This is a genomic window from Citrobacter amalonaticus (genome assembly GCF_018252635.1).
Lineage (GTDB): Bacteria > Pseudomonadota > Gammaproteobacteria > Enterobacterales > Enterobacteriaceae > Citrobacter_A > Citrobacter_A amalonaticus_E.
This window is the reverse complement of record NZ_JAGTXM010000002.1, coordinates 543689-560755: the sequence shown is the minus strand read 5'-3', so window position 1 is coordinate 560755 and position 17067 is coordinate 543689. Positions and strand designations below refer to the sequence as shown.

The following is a 17067-nucleotide window of genomic DNA, read 5'->3' as shown; positions in this document are numbered from 1 at the left end:
AAATGGACTGCGCATTTATGCGCTGTGATTACACACGTTTATATTCTTCAATTTAATCTCTGAATGGGTATCACTATGTTAAGCATCTACAGTAAAAATATTCGTCCGCAAGAAGAACTCGACGCGATTATTGCAGCCACTGAAGGATTTGAAGAAAAAACCTTACGTAAATGGCAGCGCATCAGTACAGAAAACAGCGAAGTTATTCACATTATCGTAAGCGGTGAAGTTGAATTCCGCCGTAAATCCGATGAGCTGTGCATGTTCACCATACAGAATAAAAGTATTTTCGGCTTGTCCTCGCTTTATTACAATGCAACGCATATGTACGGCCTGGTTCGCGGCAATACCGTCGTGCGAACCATTAAAAAAGAGGATTTTATCTGTCTGATGAACGAAAAAAACCTCTGGGAAGCCCTGAGCAAAGTCCTCTCCTGGTACGTCTGCCTGCTCAGCAAGCGTGACGAAGTGCTGGTTGCCCGCAGCGCCTACTCGATTGTTCGCGAGTTCTTGCTGGAAATCAACGAACTGATGGTGCACCATCAGCGCGATATTAATATCTACGACTATATTCAGGAATATACCAGCCTGGCACGCAGTACCATTATTAAAATACTCGCCGACCTGAAAAAAGGAAATTACATTCAGGTTGATAAAGGTCGCCTGCTGTATTTGTCGTCACTACCGGAAAAATACTAACAACTTCCACTCCCTTTTTAACTAAACGGGGAGTGACCTCTTCTTACAGAATTATTAGCCTGCGTTCCTGCCACGGTTTCATCGACGGGAGGCGCGGGCACTTTCCCCTGCGAATAATCGCTTTCTTGTTCTTTCAATGCCTGCATTAATAACGCTTTTATTGCGCCGTTATCGGTTGCCTGCCCGGTATCCGGCTCTTCCGTTTCTGAGGTTATATTTCGCCCGGTGCCCGGTAAGGTATCCCGTGACATATCGTGCGACATTTCACCATCCGGCGCCTGCTGCCAGTCGGCATCGTCGGTATTCATCGGCATTTCCTGCAGCGGCGGCATCGCTTTTTGCACTGGCTCCGGACTGGGCTCCGGGTGCGGAAACGGTTTGCTGATATAGACGTAATGCATATCAGAAAGCTGCGTTTCCGCTTTAGCGGCGCTCGTTTTTATCGGATCCGGGGCCGGATGGCGCAGATTCCAGTATATATGGGCGTAAAGTCCTGCGGTCAACATCATGACCATCCCGACGATCCACAGCAGCGAGACGCAAAGAATCTTTTTCAACGAGGGGCGCCGCCAGGAAAACCAGACCGGCTCGTTAAGGGTATAGCTGCGTTGAGCAGCTAAATTAATCATCGACATTATGAATGTTTCTCCTGCACAGGTGTATTTGCAGATGTATTCGCGGACTGAATGAGCACGCTTGGCGTGGTTTTAGTTTCACGCATTAACTGCATCAGGGTATCTTCACCTGCAATGCCATCCACATGCAGATTCATTTTCTGCTGGAATTCGCGGGTGCGTTGCATCATCTCCGCTGTCCACACCTGAGAGTGGGTTTCCGGCAGATTCAACGCCAGGCTGAGTTGTTGATCCATCCAGCTCAGATCCCTGGCGCCGCTTTCGGTGCTAATGACGTCTTTGCCAGCGGGAGTCAAACGATGCAATTGCGTGTAATTCCCGGTCGCATGCTGGTTAAACCATTCTCTGCTCACCTGCCACGTACGGTTATTCATCAGCAGATCCAGCGAGTCGTTGCCAACCCTGGCAACCACAGCATAATTGAGATGATCGCCGGTTTTCATTTCACTGACCCACGGATAACCCTCACGCGCCAGTTCATCCAGCGGCGCATTTCCCTGTTTACACATCAGATTCACCTTTGCGGCGTTCTGACACAGGGCATCTTCCGCCGAGGCGTCGTAACCCCACATCACATACAACTGGTGCATGGCGCTGGGTTGATTAACCATTTCGTTATCAATTACCGGTACCGTTGGTCTCTGTGCCGTCGATTGTGACTGTTTCCAGCTTGCCGGCACGGGAAGGGGGGCGGGGAGTCTGGCATTGATTGCAGAGGTCATATACCAGCCACAGGCGGCGAAGAGGACTGACGCAAATAATCCCACGGTAGCCAGGCGCTTACCGTGTTTTTTTGCGGGCAGGATCTCACCGGCGGCGAGGCGTAAATGACGGGCGCCAACGCACGCGGCGCGTTCTGTCCATGCCGCCAGCATTGACAGGTGAGCCAGCTCATTGAATTGACTGATATCGCCCTTCGTCAGCGCGTGCATTTTGCGCACGCGAGCGGGTGAGAATGGCGAGATTTCGCAACCCTGTTCATCACACTGGTTCTGCACATAATTCAGCATTTCACGACAGGTAAGAGAACGTACCTGATGATGGGTATGAACGTACCCCTGAAGACCGGACTGCTTCATCAGTACCGTCTCCTGGTCGGCGGACCCCATCAGCACAATCGCTAAGGGAAAACCAATCTCTTGTGCACGGCTCATTAACAATCCCAACACGTCGCGACAGTTCTCTTTCATCGCTTGCATCTGGGAAATCACCAGCACTTTATGCTTCTCTTTACGGGAAGGGAAAGCTTCCTGCCAACGGTTCAGCACGGCATCAACGGCCTGAAGACGGCTTTTACTCTCTTTACTCCCCGGATTGAGTTTGTACAGCAGGCTACTGGCACTCAGTTTCGGGAAAGCATTAAGAGAAAGCACGTCACGGTGGGTGGTTTGCAACGCATCGCTAAACTGGCAAAGCAAGGGGGCGTCGTTACAAAAGAGCCCGGTAATTCCGGTCTGCTGGGTTTTCTCTTTCAGCAGGTTAAAAATATCCTGATGATAAGGAACAAAAAAATCGCCCGCGGCTCGGGTGACTTTTTTGAAGGGCAGCTGATTAAAATTAAAATGACTCTTGTACATATCGACTTACCGTCTCTTTACTGGATTAGCACTGGGACGAAAAAGTAAGTTAAGTTACATAATGGATCAATTTGCGTACTGAGTAAAAATATCCTGTCGAATTTTCCTGCCATGAGATTTTTCTCGTGTCAATATTTTTGTTTACTAAAGTTAATGGTGAAGCTGATGGTCGATTGGGTCATCGGTAATTATTATTTGCCTCCTGTATTGGCGCAGCACGATGCTGCTTAATTTCGTTTTGCAAAAGGCCAGATGAATAATGAGCTTCTCATTTCTATCCCGCTGGAGAACGCCCTTTATTATGTTTGTGTTGCTTATTTTTTGCAGCCAGCAAGGGTATGTGATCATTAAAGATTATCAAAAAGTAGCAAAAAAGCTGGCTCGTGCGGAGGCAACCCCACTGAAACAACGCAGGGGTGAAAAGCCATTTGTGCTGTTCACCGCAGCAGTGCGCCAACAAAACCAACCAACTGCCGTGAAAAAACCATTGTCCGCTGAAATTGAAGGCATCATTAGCAGTGATGACGCATGGATGTCCTTTGCGGTAATCAAAACCCAGAGCGGGCAAATGAGCTATCGGGAAGGGGAAAAACTCAATGGATTTGACGATGCCTATATAGAGTCAATTAAACAAGACAGGGTCGTCGTTAATTATGACGGAACATTGCAGACTCTGGCATTAAAGAATCCGGATTATTTTAAGGGTGGCGTTGACAGCGGCCCGGTAACGAAATCAACAAAAGATGCTGGTGCTGAAAATCTGCATCTGGATGATTATCTGGTGTTAAAACCATTAATCGAAAAAGGCCAACTGGAAGGTTACAACATTAATCCACGCAATGCGTCGCCTTTTTACAGCCATTCGGGCCTGGAAAAAGGGGATGTGGTGGTTAAGGTTGACGATAGTGATATGACTAAAGAGGCGCAGGCAAAAGAAATTATTGCCCGCTGGTCAAAAATGAAAGAGGCGGATGTCGTTATTCGGCGTCACGCTCACCTTGAAAATGTTCGGGTCAATGTTCTAAACAATTAATAAGTGTACAGACATGAAGAAATTTCCATGGGCGTGCGTGGCGCTGACCGCATTGTCGTTCTATTCCGGTTCGCTGTTTGCGGCGAACTTTAGCGCTAGTTTTAAAAATACTGATGTCCGCGAATTTATCGATACGGTCAGCCAGAATCTGAATAAAACCATTCTGGTCGATCCTTCTGTCCAGGGCACAGTATCAGTTCGTACTTACAATGTGCTTACGGAAGAGGAATATTACCAGTTCTTCCTGAGCGTACTTGATCTTTACGGTCTGTCAGTTATTCCGATGGATAACGGCATGGTGAAAGTCGTGCGCTCCTCGGTCGCCCGTATGTCGGGCGCGCCGATTGCCGACAGTAAAAATCCAGGTAAAGGTGACGAAATTATTACCCGCGTTGTGCGGATGGAAAACGTTCCGGTACGCGAACTGGCACCGCTGTTGCGTCAGTTGAACGACGCATCCGGCATCGGCAACGTAGTGCATTTCGAACCGTCTAACGTGCTGCTGTTGACCGGCAAAGCGTCAGTGGTCAACCGCCTGGTGGATCTGGTGCAGCGCGTGGATCAGAGCGGCGTCCAGCGCCGTGAAATCGTGCCACTGCGTTTTGCGTCAGCCAAAGATCTCTCGGATATGTTGAATAACCTCAACAATGAAGAGCAAAAAGGGCAAAACGCGCCGCAGCTGGCGACTAAAGTAGTGGCTGATGATGAAACCAACAGCCTGGTGATCAGTGGCAGTCCGGACGCGCGTCAGCGCACCCGTATGCTGATCTCCCAGCTCGATCGTGAGCAGAACAACGAGGGCAATACCCGCGTCTTCTACCTGAAATACGCTAACGCCAGCAAAGTGGTGCCAGTGCTGACGGGGATTGGCGAGCAGTTGAAAGAGAAAGTGGGCGGCGGTAAGAGTAAAGCTGCCCCGATGGCGAACGATCTGAATATCACAGCCGACGAGGCCACCAACTCACTGGTGATCTCCGCGCAGCCAAACGTCATGAATTCGCTGGAAAAAGTGATCGACAAGCTCGATATCCGCCGTCCGCAGGTACTGGTGGAAGCGATCATCGCCGAAGTTCAGGACGGTAACGGCCTGGATCTGGGCGTGCAGTGGACCGGTAAACACGGCGGCGTGCAGTTCGGTTCTACCGGTCTGCCGATCAGTCAGATCAAGAAATCAAAAGTTATTGGCAGCTATACGGGTCTGGCGACCGGCTTCTTTAACGGCGACTTTGGCGCGCTGATGACGGCGCTGTCCACCAACGGTAAAAACGACATTCTTTCGACCCCAAGCGTGGTGACGCTGGATAACAAAGAAGCGTCGTTTAACGTCGGTCAGGATGTGCCGGTGCTCTCCGGTTCGCAGACCACCAGCGGCGACAACGTTTTCAACTCGGTGGAGCGTAAAACCGTCGGTACCAAGCTGAAAATCGTTCCGCAGATTAACGATGGCGACATGATCCATCTGAAGATCGAACAGGAAGTCTCCAGCGTTGATAATACCTCTACCGCTGATGCCAGCCTGGGGCCGACTTTCAACACCCGCACCATCAACAACGAAGTGATGGTGCACAGTGGCCAGACGGTGGTCCTCGGCGGCCTGATGGAAAACGTGACCAAGCAGTCGGTTTCGAAAGTGCCATTGCTGGGGGATATTCCACTGGTGGGCCAGTTGTTCCGCTATACCTCGCAGGACAGCGCCAAGCGTAACCTGATGGTGTTTATCCACACCACCGTGCTGCGTGATGACGACAACTACAGCGCGGCGTCGAAAGAAAAATATGATCAGATCCAGGCGCGTCAACAGCAGCGTATGGAAGAGCACAAGCTGGGTATCGTGGAGAATGCCGATTCGCCGATGCTGCCAGCCTTTCCGTCCCAGAGCCGCGCCGCGCCGGTGAGCGCCAGCGCGCCGGTGTCGTCCCGCAACCCGTTTAAACAGTAAGTCGGGGGCGACATGACGGAGATGAATAACACGCTCAACACCAGTACCTGGGCGAAAGGAAACGGTGTGCTGTTTTACAACGATGAGGTGTATGTGCGCGAAGATGCGCAGGCTTACGCCCTGCTGGAAATGCGCCGCGTACTGGGGCGCGCCTTTGTGCCGGTGATACTGACAGCGGAAGCCTTTGACGAGATGTTGACCAAAATCTGGCAGCAGAACAGCGGCGTCTCGCAGCAGCTGGTGGACGACATGGACGCCGATATCGATCTGATGGCCTTAACCGAGGAAATTCCCGATAACGAGGATTTGCTTGATAACGACGAAAACTCACCGGTTATCCGCCTGATCAACGCCATTATGGGCGAAGCGGTGAAAGAGGGGGCGTCCGATATTCATATTGAGACCTTTGAACGCACGCTGAGCATTCGTTTTCGCGTTGATGGCGTGCTGCGCCCGGTGCTGCAGCCGGCCCGCAAGCTTGCGCCGCTGCTGGTGTCGCGTATTAAAGTGATGTCCAAACTCGACATCGCAGAAAAACGTCTTCCCCAGGACGGTCGTATCTCGCTGCGCATTGGGCGTAAGGCGATTGACGTTCGTGTCTCTACCATTCCCTCCCAGTATGGCGAACGGGTGGTAATGCGTCTGCTGGACAAAAGTAATCTCAAGCCGGATATCAATAAGCTCGGACTGATCGACGAAGAGCTGGTGAAGTTAAAGGGACTGATAGAACGTCCGCACGGCATTATCCTCGTCACCGGCCCGACCGGTTCGGGGAAAAGCACCACGCTGTATGCGCTACTGTCGGCCCTTAACGGACATGAGCGCAACATTCTGACCGTAGAAGATCCTATTGAATACGAGCTGGAAGGGGTGGGGCAGACTCAGGTTAACCCACGCGTGGACATGACCTTTGCCCGCGGACTGCGCGCTATTCTGCGTCAGGACCCGGATGTGGTGATGATCGGGGAAATTCGTGACGGCGAAACCGCGCAAATTGCGGTACAAGCCTCGCTCACCGGTCACCTGGTGATGTCCACACTGCACACCAACAGCGCGGCAGGGGCGATTACCCGTCTGCGCGATATGGGGCTGGAATCATTTTTAATCGGTTCGTCGCTGCTTGGCGTCATTGCCCAGCGTCTGGTGCGTCGGCTGTGTCCGCACTGCCGTACGACCAGTCCGCTGGATGACAATGAAAAAGCGCTGTTCACCTTTATGGAAACGCCGCCGAAAGCGATTTATCGCGCGGTAGGGTGTGAGCAGTGCCGCCAGAGCGGCTACCAGGGACGCGCCGGCATCCATGAATTTTTAGTGGTCGACAGCGCCATGCGTCGGGCGATCCATGAAGACAAAGATGAGATGTCCATTGAAACGCAGCTTTTCAAACAGGCTTACAGCCTGCGCGAAAACGGTCTGCTGAAGGTTATTTCTGGTGTGACTTCACTGGAAGAGGTGATGCGTGTCACCGCTGAACGTGGAGGAGATGCGTAATGGCCTGGTATGCGTGGTCCGCCATGGACGCCGCCGGGAAAAACCAGCGCGGCACTCTACAAGCCGAGGGGCCAAAGCAGGTGCGCCAGATGCTGCGCGAACAGAAGCTGATGCCAGTGAATATCACAGCGACCCGTGAACCGACGGTGGGAAAAAACGCCCGTAAAGGGGCGAAGCTGTCGATACCGGTTCTGTCGATGTTCACCCGTCAGCTCGCAACGCTGGTGAACGCCGCGTTGCCGCTCGAAAGTGCGCTAAAAGCGATCGCTAAGCAGACGGAAGATAAAACGCTGGCGACGATGGTGACCGAAATTCGCGACAAGGTGGTGGAAGGCCACACGTTGTTCGATGCCTTCAGCCAGTTTCCGCGCAGCTTCGACAAGCTCTACTGCACGCTGGTGATGGCCGGTGAAAAGACCGGTCATCTCGGCGGCGTGCTGGAGAAGCTCGCCGAGTACAACGAACAGCGCCAAAAAATGAAAAGCAAGCTCACTCAGGCGATGGTGTATCCGATCACCCTGACGGTGGTGGCGATCGCCGTGATCTCAATTCTGCTGGTGGCGGTTGTGCCGCAGGTTATTGACCAGTTCACGCACATGAAACAGGAACTGCCAATGACCACCCGCACACTGATTGCGGTGAGCGATTTTTTACAGGCCTGGGGCATCTTTATCGCCGGCGGTCTGTTCGCCGCATCGGCGGGCTTTAAGGTCTGGCTGAAAAAAGAGAAAAACCGATTTGTTTATCACCGCTGGCTGTTGCTTCAGTCTCCGTTGAAAAAACTGGTCTGTGCGATCAACAGCGCGCGCTACATCCGCACGCTCAGTATTTTGCAGGCCAGTAGCGTGCCTTTGCTGGAAGGGATGTATATCGCCATGGACGGGATTGAAAACCTCTACGCCCGGCAGGTGCTGGAGCAGGCGGCGGATACCGTGCGCCAGGGGGCTTCACTCTACAACGCACTGGAACAGGCGAAAATCTTCCCACCCACCATGCTTTATATGGTGGCGTCCGGGGAGGAGAGCGGTGAGCTGGGCGCATTGATGGATCGCGCGGCGGAAAACCAGGAATCTGCTTTACAGCATCGAATTACCTTAACGCTGTCGGTATTTGAACCGGCACTGGTAGTCACAATGGCAACCGTTGTTTTATTCATTGTTCTGTCAATATTACAACCGCTGCTTCAACTTAATAATATGGTGGGTTAATCATGTCTTTGAAAAAAAATAGCCTGAAACGTCAGGCGGGGTTCACGCTGCTCGAATTAATGGTGGTAATCGTTATTCTCGGCGTGCTGGCCAGTATGGTGGTGCCTAATTTAATGGGCAACAAAGAAAAAGCCGATATTCAGAAAGCGACCAGCGATATTGTGGCGCTGGAAGGTTCGCTGGATATGTACAAACTTGATAACCATCGCTATCCGACCACTGAGCAGGGATTGCAGGCGCTGGTGACCAAACCCGAAATCGCGCCGATCCCGAAAGGATACCGCGATGATGGCTATATTCGCCGCCTGCCGCAGGACCCATGGGGTAATGACTATATTTTGGTAAGCCCAGGTGAACATGGCGCGGTCGATATTTTCTCAGCCGGTCCGGATTCTGAAGCCAATACCGCCGACGATATCAGCAACTGGTCTTTTGATAAAAAAGATAAGTAATGAATAAGCAACGTGGATTTACCCTGCTGGAAATTATCGTGGCGTTAGTGATATTTGCTCTGAGCGCCATGATGGTGGTGACGACCATTCCATCACGCAGCGGCGCAGATACATTTGGTCAGCAGTTAAAATCTCTCGTTGAATATGGTTCCGATCGCGCGGTGATGGACGGGAATATTGTCGGACTGGTCATGACCTCTTCTGAATTTGCGCTGGTGACACCGGCTGGAAATAACGGAGATCGTCACTGGAGGCTATTAAAGGCCGGGCGTATCGCTACGCGTGGCGTTTTTCCTGAGGATATGCATCTCTCCCTCTCGCCGCGGACGCTGGCGGCCACGCTGGATGATGAACCGCAAATCCTTTTTTTGCCGGACGGTGAACTGAGCCGTTTCACGCTCAGCCTAGAAAGTCTGGATAAAAAACAGCGCTTTCACGTGACGTCGCAGGGCGCCGTGCCCGTGGTGGTGGAAAACGATGACTAAACGCAAAACCAAAGAGCAGGGGATGACCCTGCTGGAAGTGATGGTGGCGCTGGTGATTTTCTCCACTGCGGCGCTGGCACTGATGAACTCTGTCACCCTGAATGTGCGCTTTACCCATGGTCTGTCGGCAACATTGCAGGCTGGTTGGGTGGCGGAAAATCAGCTGGCGGAAGCACAACTGGCGCAGGCCGATTTTCCGGATGCCGAACAGGTCGGCACGGAAACGATGGGCGGGCAGACCTGGACATGGCACATCCAGCGCGTCAAAACCGACGGCAATACCTTCGCCGATGAGGTACGGGTGTACAGCGAAGGGAGCGATGCACAACCGGTGGTGGCACTTCAGCTCGCCGAACCGGAGGTGAATCGTGAATAAGGTCCAGCGTCAGCAGGGGTTTACCCTGCTGGAGATCATGATTGCGCTGGCCATTTTTGCCGTGATCAGCATTCTCGCCTGGCAAATTCTGGACGGCGCGATGCGCACGTCTTCAGCCAGCGATGAATCCGCAACGAAAGTGACGGCGCTTCAGCGCACCTACAACCTGCTCTCAAGGGATTTTTATCAGTTGCAGGCGCGTGCGCCGCGCAACAACGGCGAGGTGTTCGTCCAGCAGCAGAATGGTCTGGAACTGACCACCCTGAACGGGATCAGCGGCCAGGTACAGCTCGAGCGGGTGCGCTGGACGTTAAAGGATAAGCGCCTGTGGCGCAATGTCTGGGCGGCCATCGACGGTCCCGCCAGTGTACAGCCGGAAGAAGTGCCAATTCTGAGTGATGTGAAAGCGATGAAATGGCGTTTCTGGCACGAAGGCTGGCAGGATTCGTGGACCGATATCGCGCATCAGCCGGATGGGGTTGAGTTAAATCTGACCATGGAAAACGGGGAGACCTGGCGTTGGGTCTTTATGACGCCCGGCGATATGCCGGAGATTAAGGCCGCGCCGAAAGAGGCGAGCGCCGATCCGGCGCCGGCGGCGGGGAACGCGGCGCAGCCGGCAGCAAACCCGCAGCCCGATACGGCAGCACAGCAAGGAGTGAGTTCATGAGCGGCAAAACCGCGCGAAAAGAGCGCGGCGTGGCGCTTTTGGTGGTGTTGATTCTGCTGGTGATGATGTCCGCCCTGGCGGCGAAAATCAGTCAGCAGTTTTGCCGACATCTGCAAAAGACACACTATCAGGTCAGTCAGCAGACGCTGCGCTGGGCCATTGCCCGTCAGCAGAAAGTACTGGAAAACGTGCTGCAAAAAGCGGCCAGTTCAGAAGGGGCAGGGCTGTCGCCGTCTGGCGACTGGGCACAACCGCTGGAAACGCAAGGCGATAACTACACCGTAGTGAGCCAGGTGGAGGATGCCCGGACCTGCTTTAACGTCAACAGCCTGCTGGCGGTTGACGCGGCGCCCACGACCGCGGCCCCGGCGAATGCCGCTGCGCTACCGGAAAAACCGGTCAAAGAGCAGATTATCGAACAACTGCTGACGGAAAGCGGCGTTGGTACGCTGGCGGCAGAAGAGATCTATCAGCAACTGGTGGATTACCTCGATGCCGATGACGTGACGGCGAAACAGGGTCAGGAGGCTGATGCCTGGGCGAGCGTCACGCCCGCCCGCGGTCCGGCGAACCAGATGATGCGTACCATTAGCGAAATCAGACTGCTGCCTGCCTTTCCGCAGGCGGCCTGGCCGAAGGCCAGTAAGCTGCTGTGCGCCCAGCCGGACACAGACGGCACGGTGGATGTGAATACCTTAACGCGCGAACAGGCGCCGCTGCTGGCGGCGGTTTTTACCGGCGTGTTAAACACGGATGACGCTGCGCGCCTGATCGATTCACGCCCGGAAGAGGGGTGGGAATCGCTGGAGGCGTTCAGCAAAGTGCTGGAGAGCAACTACCCGCAGACCAAAGAGCTCCTGGCGCAGGTTCAGGACAGGATTGCGGTCAACAGTCGCTATTTTCGGGTTGAAACAACCGGCAATACCGATGATTTAACGCTGCGCGTCGTCAGCCAGCTTCACGTTGACAGTGAAGCGGGCAAGGTCGTGACCTGGCAACGCCGTTACCGAATGGTTGAATAAGATAAGTCAAATATGATGAAAAAAGTGCTTTTTATTCGTCCCGATACCCGCGAGGACGGCAAAATTTGGTGGTGTGAATCCGGTAACGATCGGGTGGAATATCTGGCAGGCTGGAGTGCGCTGAAAGAACTTTCCAGCCACCCGCTTTCTCAGCAGGTGTGTCTGTTGCTGCCTGCAAGCGAGACGATCTTTCGTCATTTTTCTCTGCCGAAGAAAGGGGTTTCTGCTCAGACGGCACAGTTTTCGTGGATGGCGGAAGAGACGCTGCTGGGAGAGGTAGACACGCTGCACTGGACGGTGCTGAACAAAAAAGGGGCTGAAGTGGACGCCGTGGCGATCGACGCCGAACGCCTGCGCCACTGGCTTGCGCTGTTTACGCAGGCGGACCTTAACGTGATTCAGGCGCTGCCTGATGCCTGGCTGCTGCCGGTCAGCGACGGCGGCAGCACGATGGTCAGTCTTGAAGAGAATTACTGGCTGCGCTTTTCTCCTTGCTCCGCCGGCGAATCCGATGCGGTTCTGCTGCCGCTGTTGATCAATAAAAGCAGGGCTGGCGACGTGTGCTGCTACGGCGATGCGCCAGAGGGTGTGGAGATTGATGAACAACTGGCATGGCAGCATCCGCTGGTGCTGATTCAGCCGCAATGGCAGCGCTGCCGCGTCAATTTGCTGCATGGCGAATTCTCCACATGCCATGCCAGCGGCACGAGTTTTCGGCATGCCAAAGCGGTCATGGCAGGGCTGGTTTTTCTCAGCATTGGCCTGCTGATTGGCCCGCGTGTCGGAATGGCGTGGATGTTAACGCATCAGCAAAATGAAGTTCGCCAGGAGATCACCACCGTAGCGCAACACTATTTCCCGAGCCTGCGTCAGACGACCAACCTGAAGTACTTCGTCGGGCAAAATATTAATAAGGCGAAAAAAGGCGTCTTCCTGCAACTGGAAGCGCTCAATCAGATTAAACAATCGCTGCCGGTGCTGGAGATCAATAATGTGGAATATGACGAAGCGCAAAACCAGCTGACGCTGAACGTTAAGTCCATGGACAAACAATCGTTACAGGATTTTGTTGCCCGTAGCGCCGAAACGTTCGAATTTGCGATGCAGCCGGTTTCTGGCGACGCACCTTATACCGCCATTATCACCGGGAGTTATAAATGAAAGCACAAATAGCCCAGTTAAAAGCTCGCTGGCAGAATTACAGTTCTCGTGAGCGTAATATATTTAAACTCTGCGGTGGCGTATTATGCTGCGCATTTGTCTATTACGGCGCTATGATGCCGCTTGATAATATCATTAAAAACAGTGAGTCCGTTTTAATTAAACAAAAGCAGACGCTCACCTGGATGCGAAAGGAAATAGATAAAAATCATCTTCAGGCCAGAGTAATTAATACGCCGAATCCGCGCATTGTCGTGGAAGAAAGTGCCAAAGTTGTGCATGTCTCTCTGGCTGACATCCGTCAGGACGGCCAGTCGCTGAGCTTTGAGGTGGAACGCATCAACATTTACGCGTTGCAGAACTGGCTGCGTGAAATGAATCTTGCGTCCGGGATTCACCTGGAAAAACTGGCCCTGACGCCTGTGGACCGTCTGAATGATGTGAAAGCGCACATCACGTTGAGCTGGGCGAAAAGTGCATGAATCCGTTAATGTTGCTGCAGCAGATGGATCTGCCTGTTCTGTGCACCATGAGCGGCGCGTTGGGCGCAATTATTGGCAGTTTCCTGGGGGTGGTAGCAGAGCGTATTCCGCCGCTCATGATGGAAGAAGAGGGGGCGGGCAATCTGTTGTTTCCCGCGTCTCACTGCCCGGAATGTCATCACGCGTTAAGTGCCTGGGAAAATATTCCTGTTATTAGCTGGTGCGTATTGCGAGGTCGCTGCTGCCATTGCCACACGTCCATTCCGCTGCGTCTGCTGTTGGTTGAAGTATTTAGCGCACTCTTTTTCGCAATCAGCGCGGCGCTGGCGCCGTCGTTTGCGGAGATGATCGCGCTGTGGGTGATGTGGAGTCTGTTACTGCCGTTGGTGGTGATTGACGCGCGTCATATGCTGTTGCCGGACTGTCTGACCCAACCGTTGCTGTGGGCGGGACTGTTGTTCCATGCCCTTTTCCGGACGCTACCGCTGACCGATGCGATTTACGGCGCGGTTGCCGGTTATCTCTCTCTCTGGACAGTCTATTGGGCGTTTCGCCTGCTGACCGGCCGGGAAGGGTTAGGCTACGGTGATTTTAAGCTGCTGGCGGCGCTGGGCGCCTGGTGTGGCTGGCAGGCGCTGCCGTCCCTGTTACTGATTGCCGCGCTCGGCGGCATTATTATGCATTGCCTGTTAAAGCCCTTTGCGAATAAAAATAACCTTATTTCTTTTGGCCCCTATCTTGCGTTAGCCGGAATGAGTGTTTTTATCGCACAAATTATGCATTTCTCTTTTTTAATAAAGTAGTCAAGTTTTTTTTAAAGTTTTTTCACCGGGGGAATGAAAGGAAAAAAGAAATTCCCCACTGTATTCTTCTCTGCGCAATAAAAGATTTGTTGAAGGTTTTATGAGTGGAGGAAAGTACAGCGCAATAATAAACGGGTCTTTCGCGAACCAGAAACGTTCACGATTAATTTATCAGTAAATAACGTTCGTCCATGTTTAATGGAAAAGCATGGGTATTTAATTTCACAAATCGTATTATCAGGATCTAATAATGAAATTTCTGAAGCCTAAATATCTGGCACTCTTCGTTGCAGCGGCTGCAAGCCCGGTGTTCGCAGCAGTGCCAGGTAAAGCAACTATCGCCAGTGGTAATGATAAATTTGCCATTGTCGAAGTTGATCAGTCTGCTTCTGCTTACAACAGCCTCGTCAAAGTCCATGACGGCGCCGATGTTAAAGTGCAGTGGGACGTCTGGAGCGGCGCGGCGCCGACTTCAGCAAAAGTGTTGCTCGACGGTAAAACCGTCTGGACCGGTGCAGGTAGCATGTCCGGCACAGCAACCTTTAAAGTGACGAAAGGCGGTCGCTATCAGGAAACGGTTGAGCTCTGCAATGCCAGCGGCTGCAGCACCAGCGCCAGCAAACTGATTATCGTCGCGGATACCGACGGTAGCCATCTGCTGCCACTCAACACCACCATGCAGGAAAATAATAAAACCCTCTCTAAGCACACCGATAAAGTGGTGGGCGCCTATTTCCCTGAGTGGGGTGTTTACGACCGTAACTTCCCGGTGGATAAAATCCCGGCAGCTAACCTTAACCACATTCTGTATGGCTTCATTCCAATCTGCGGCGGCGACGGCATCAACGACAGCCTGAAAACCATCGAAGGCGGTAACAGCTTCGAAGCGCTGAAACGTGCTTGTGCGGGCCGTCAGGACTTCCAGGTGGCGATTCACGACCCGTGGGCCGCGCTGCAGAAACCTCAGAGTGGCGTCAGCAACTGGGACGATCCCTACAAAGGTAACTTCGGCCAGTTGATGGCGATGAAGAAAGCCAATCCTGGGCTGAAAGTGCTGCCGTCTATCGGTGGCTGGACCCTCTCCGATCCGTTCTTCAAAATGCATGACAAAGCGATCCGCGATCGCTTCGTGGCTTCCGTTAAAGATTTCCTGAAGACCTGGAAATTCTTCGACGGCGTGGATATCGACTGGGAATTCCCGGGCGGCGGCGGTCAGAACGAAACGCTGGGCAACCCACAGCAAGATAAAGAGACCTATACCGCACTGATGCGCGAACTGCGCACTATGATGAACGAACTGTCAGCCGAAACCGGTCGTACCTTTGAACTGACTTCAGCAATTGGTTCCGGCAGCGACAAAATTGAAGACGTGGATTACACCACTGCCCAGCAGTATATGGATCACATCTTCCTGATGAGCTACGACTTCTACGGCGGCTGGAGCAATACCGATCTGGGTCACCAGGCGGCACTGCGTGCACCGGCGAACAAACCGGATACCAATTACACCACCGAAAACGGCGTGAATGCGCTGCTGGCGCAGGGTGTACAGCCAGGCAAAATCGTCGTGGGGACGGCAATGTATGGTCGCGGCTGGACCGGCGTTCACGGTTACAGCAATAACAACCCGTTCACTGGCACGGCAACGGGCATGGTGAAAGGGACCTGGGAACCGGGCGTGGTTGACTATCGTCAGATCGTCAACGAGTACAAAGGCAAAGCGGGCTGGGAATACAACTATGATACAACCGCTGAAGCGCCGTATCTGTTTAACAAAACCACCGGCGATCTGATCACCTATGAAGACGCGCGTTCTGCAACGGCGAAAGGTCAGTATGTGCTGGCGAAAAACCTGGGCGGTCTGTTTGCATGGTCTATCGACTCCGATACCGGAGACATTCTGAACGCGATGAATGAAAGCCTGACCAGCGGTGGTGCCGCACCGGTTGATCCGGTGGTGACCAACCATGCGCCGGTGGCGACCGCCACTGACCAGTCCGTGACCGGTCCGGCAACCGTAACGCTGGATGGTTCTGCCTCCACCGATCCGGATGGCGATGCCATTACCTACAAGTGGACGCAGATCTCTGGCCCGTCGGTGACCATCACCAACAGCACCAAAGCGAAAGCGACCTTCAACGTTGCCGCTGTCACCAGTAACCAGACGCTGGCGTTCCGCCTGACGGTCACTGACGCGAAAGGGTTGAGCAGCACTGCTGACGTCCAGGTCGTGAACAAAGCGCCGAAAGCAAACCAGGCGCCGGTCGTGAACCAGATGGAAGCCGTGACGCTGGAAGCGGGCCAGAGCTACTCTCTGCACGCTCAGGCCAACGATCCCGATGGCGACGCGCTGACCTACTCCTGGAGCGTTCCTGCGAATATGCAGGCGACAGGTGCAGACACCGCGAACCTGAACATCACCGCGCCGGACGTGGACACGGAATCAACTTACACGCTGACCGTAGTGGTAAGCGATGGCAAGACCAGCGTGCAGACTAACGTCCAGGTGACGGTAACGCCTAAAGCGGTGGAAACGCCGTCTGACGAAGGTAATACCCCATCTGACGAGGGCAACACGCCGTCCGACGAAGGTAATACCCCATCTGACGAGGGCAACACGCCGTCCGACGAAGGTAATACCCCCTCTGACGAAGGCAACACGCCGTCTGACGAAGGTTCTGCCACCAATAGCTGCGATAAGCCTGTTGACGCCAACGCCAGCAAATATGCTGCCTGGAGCGTAAGCAAGGTGTACAACGCGGGGAATACCGTCAGCTTCGACAACCTGGTCTGGAAAGCGAAATACTGGACTCAGGGCAACCAGCCGGGCTTCGGCGTGGATGCATGGGAACTGGTAAGCCAGGTGAAATTCAACTGGCGCTCCGACGTGGTCTACAACGGCGGCGACACCACCACCTATAACGGTTACACCTACACCGCAAAATGGTGGACGAAGGGTGATAAACCTGGCAACAGCGATGTATGGGTGAAAAAAGGTCCGGCTGCTGACTGTAAATAATTAAAGCGATAACAA

The 17067-nt window shown here is 53.4% G+C and carries 16 protein-coding genes; 14 read left to right on the top strand and 2 right to left on the bottom strand.

The window, feature by feature from the left end; genetic code table 11:
* Nucleotides 1-75 precede the first annotated feature (75 nt).
* Entirely contained in the window at nt 76-699 is a 624-nt protein-coding gene (locus KE671_RS07130) for a helix-turn-helix domain-containing protein (protein ID WP_206162337.1), read from the top strand.
* 17 nt (nt 700-716) lie between these two features.
* On the opposite strand, the gene KE671_RS07125 is transcribed toward KE671_RS07130, so the two are convergent.
* Both KE671_RS07125 and KE671_RS07120 read right to left on the bottom strand, forming a co-directional pair.
* Complete coding sequence (locus KE671_RS07125; protein WP_206162336.1) at nt 717-1334, bottom strand: hypothetical protein; 618 nt, start codon at nt 1332-1334, stop codon at nt 717-719.
* Nucleotides 1334-2911: an ExeA family protein gene (locus tag KE671_RS07120; RefSeq protein ID WP_206162335.1), complete on the bottom strand. Its 1578-nt coding sequence runs from the start codon at nt 2909-2911 to the stop codon at nt 1334-1336. The genes KE671_RS07125 and KE671_RS07120 overlap by 1 nt, the downstream gene beginning before the upstream one ends.
* Before the next feature lie 301 nt (nt 2912-3212).
* On the opposite strand from KE671_RS07120, the gene gspC reads away from it, so the two are divergent.
* The 13 genes from gspC to KE671_RS07055 all read left to right on the top strand — a co-directional run bounded on the left by gspC (nt 3213) and on the right by KE671_RS07055 (nt 17052).
* Entirely contained in the window at nt 3213-3944 is a 732-nt protein-coding gene (gspC, locus tag KE671_RS07115; protein WP_206162778.1) for a type II secretion system protein GspC, read from the top strand.
* 13 nt (nt 3945-3957) lie between these two features.
* The gene (gene gspD / locus KE671_RS07110) at nt 3958-5883 is read left to right on the top strand and encodes a type II secretion system secretin GspD (protein WP_206162334.1); all 1926 of its coding nucleotides are present in this window, start codon (nt 3958-3960) and stop codon (nt 5881-5883) included.
* A 21-nt stretch (nt 5884-5904) separates the two neighbouring features.
* Nucleotides 5905-7374: a type II secretion system ATPase GspE gene (gspE, locus tag KE671_RS07105; protein ID WP_432759331.1), complete on the top strand. Its 1470-nt coding sequence runs from the start codon at nt 5905-5907 to the stop codon at nt 7372-7374.
* The gene (gene gspF / locus KE671_RS07100) at nt 7374-8582 is read left to right on the top strand and encodes a type II secretion system inner membrane protein GspF (RefSeq protein WP_206162332.1); all 1209 of its coding nucleotides are present in this window, start codon (nt 7374-7376) and stop codon (nt 8580-8582) included. The genes gspE and gspF overlap by 1 nt, the downstream gene beginning before the upstream one ends.
* 2 nt (nt 8583-8584) lie before the next feature.
* Nucleotides 8585-9034: a type II secretion system major pseudopilin GspG gene (gene gspG / locus KE671_RS07095; RefSeq protein ID WP_206162331.1), complete on the top strand. Its 450-nt coding sequence runs from the start codon at nt 8585-8587 to the stop codon at nt 9032-9034.
* The gene (locus tag KE671_RS07090) at nt 9034-9519 is read left to right on the top strand and encodes a type II secretion system protein (protein WP_206162330.1); all 486 of its coding nucleotides are present in this window, start codon (nt 9034-9036) and stop codon (nt 9517-9519) included. Before gspG ends, KE671_RS07090 begins: the two co-directional genes overlap by 1 nt.
* A complete protein-coding gene (gene gspI, locus KE671_RS07085) occupies nt 9512-9895 on the top strand; it encodes a type II secretion system minor pseudopilin GspI (RefSeq protein WP_206162329.1) in 384 nt (127 codons plus the stop codon). Before KE671_RS07090 ends, gspI begins: the two co-directional genes overlap by 8 nt.
* Nucleotides 9888-10565 (top strand): type II secretion system minor pseudopilin GspJ, encoded by a 678-nt coding sequence (gspJ, locus tag KE671_RS07080; RefSeq protein WP_206162328.1) that lies wholly within the window; start codon nt 9888-9890, stop codon nt 10563-10565. Before gspI ends, gspJ begins: the two co-directional genes overlap by 8 nt.
* Nucleotides 10562-11587, top strand: coding sequence for a type II secretion system minor pseudopilin GspK (gene gspK / locus KE671_RS07075; RefSeq protein WP_206162327.1), 1026 nt, complete (start codon nt 10562-10564; stop codon nt 11585-11587). The genes gspJ and gspK overlap by 4 nt, the downstream gene beginning before the upstream one ends.
* Nucleotides 11588-11602: 15 nt before the next feature.
* Nucleotides 11603-12748: a type II secretion system protein GspL gene (gene gspL, locus KE671_RS07070; RefSeq protein ID WP_206162777.1), complete on the top strand. Its 1146-nt coding sequence runs from the start codon at nt 11603-11605 to the stop codon at nt 12746-12748.
* Complete coding sequence (gspM, locus tag KE671_RS07065; RefSeq protein ID WP_206162326.1) at nt 12745-13230, top strand: type II secretion system protein GspM; 486 nt, start codon at nt 12745-12747, stop codon at nt 13228-13230. Before gspL ends, gspM begins: the two co-directional genes overlap by 4 nt.
* Nucleotides 13227-14033, top strand: coding sequence for a prepilin peptidase (locus KE671_RS07060; RefSeq protein WP_206162325.1), 807 nt, complete (start codon nt 13227-13229; stop codon nt 14031-14033). The genes gspM and KE671_RS07060 overlap by 4 nt, the downstream gene beginning before the upstream one ends.
* Nucleotides 14034-14283: 250 nt before the next feature.
* The gene (locus tag KE671_RS07055) at nt 14284-17052 is read left to right on the top strand and encodes a glycosyl hydrolase family 18 protein (protein WP_206162324.1); all 2769 of its coding nucleotides are present in this window, start codon (nt 14284-14286) and stop codon (nt 17050-17052) included.
* Nucleotides 17053-17067 lie beyond the last annotated feature (15 nt).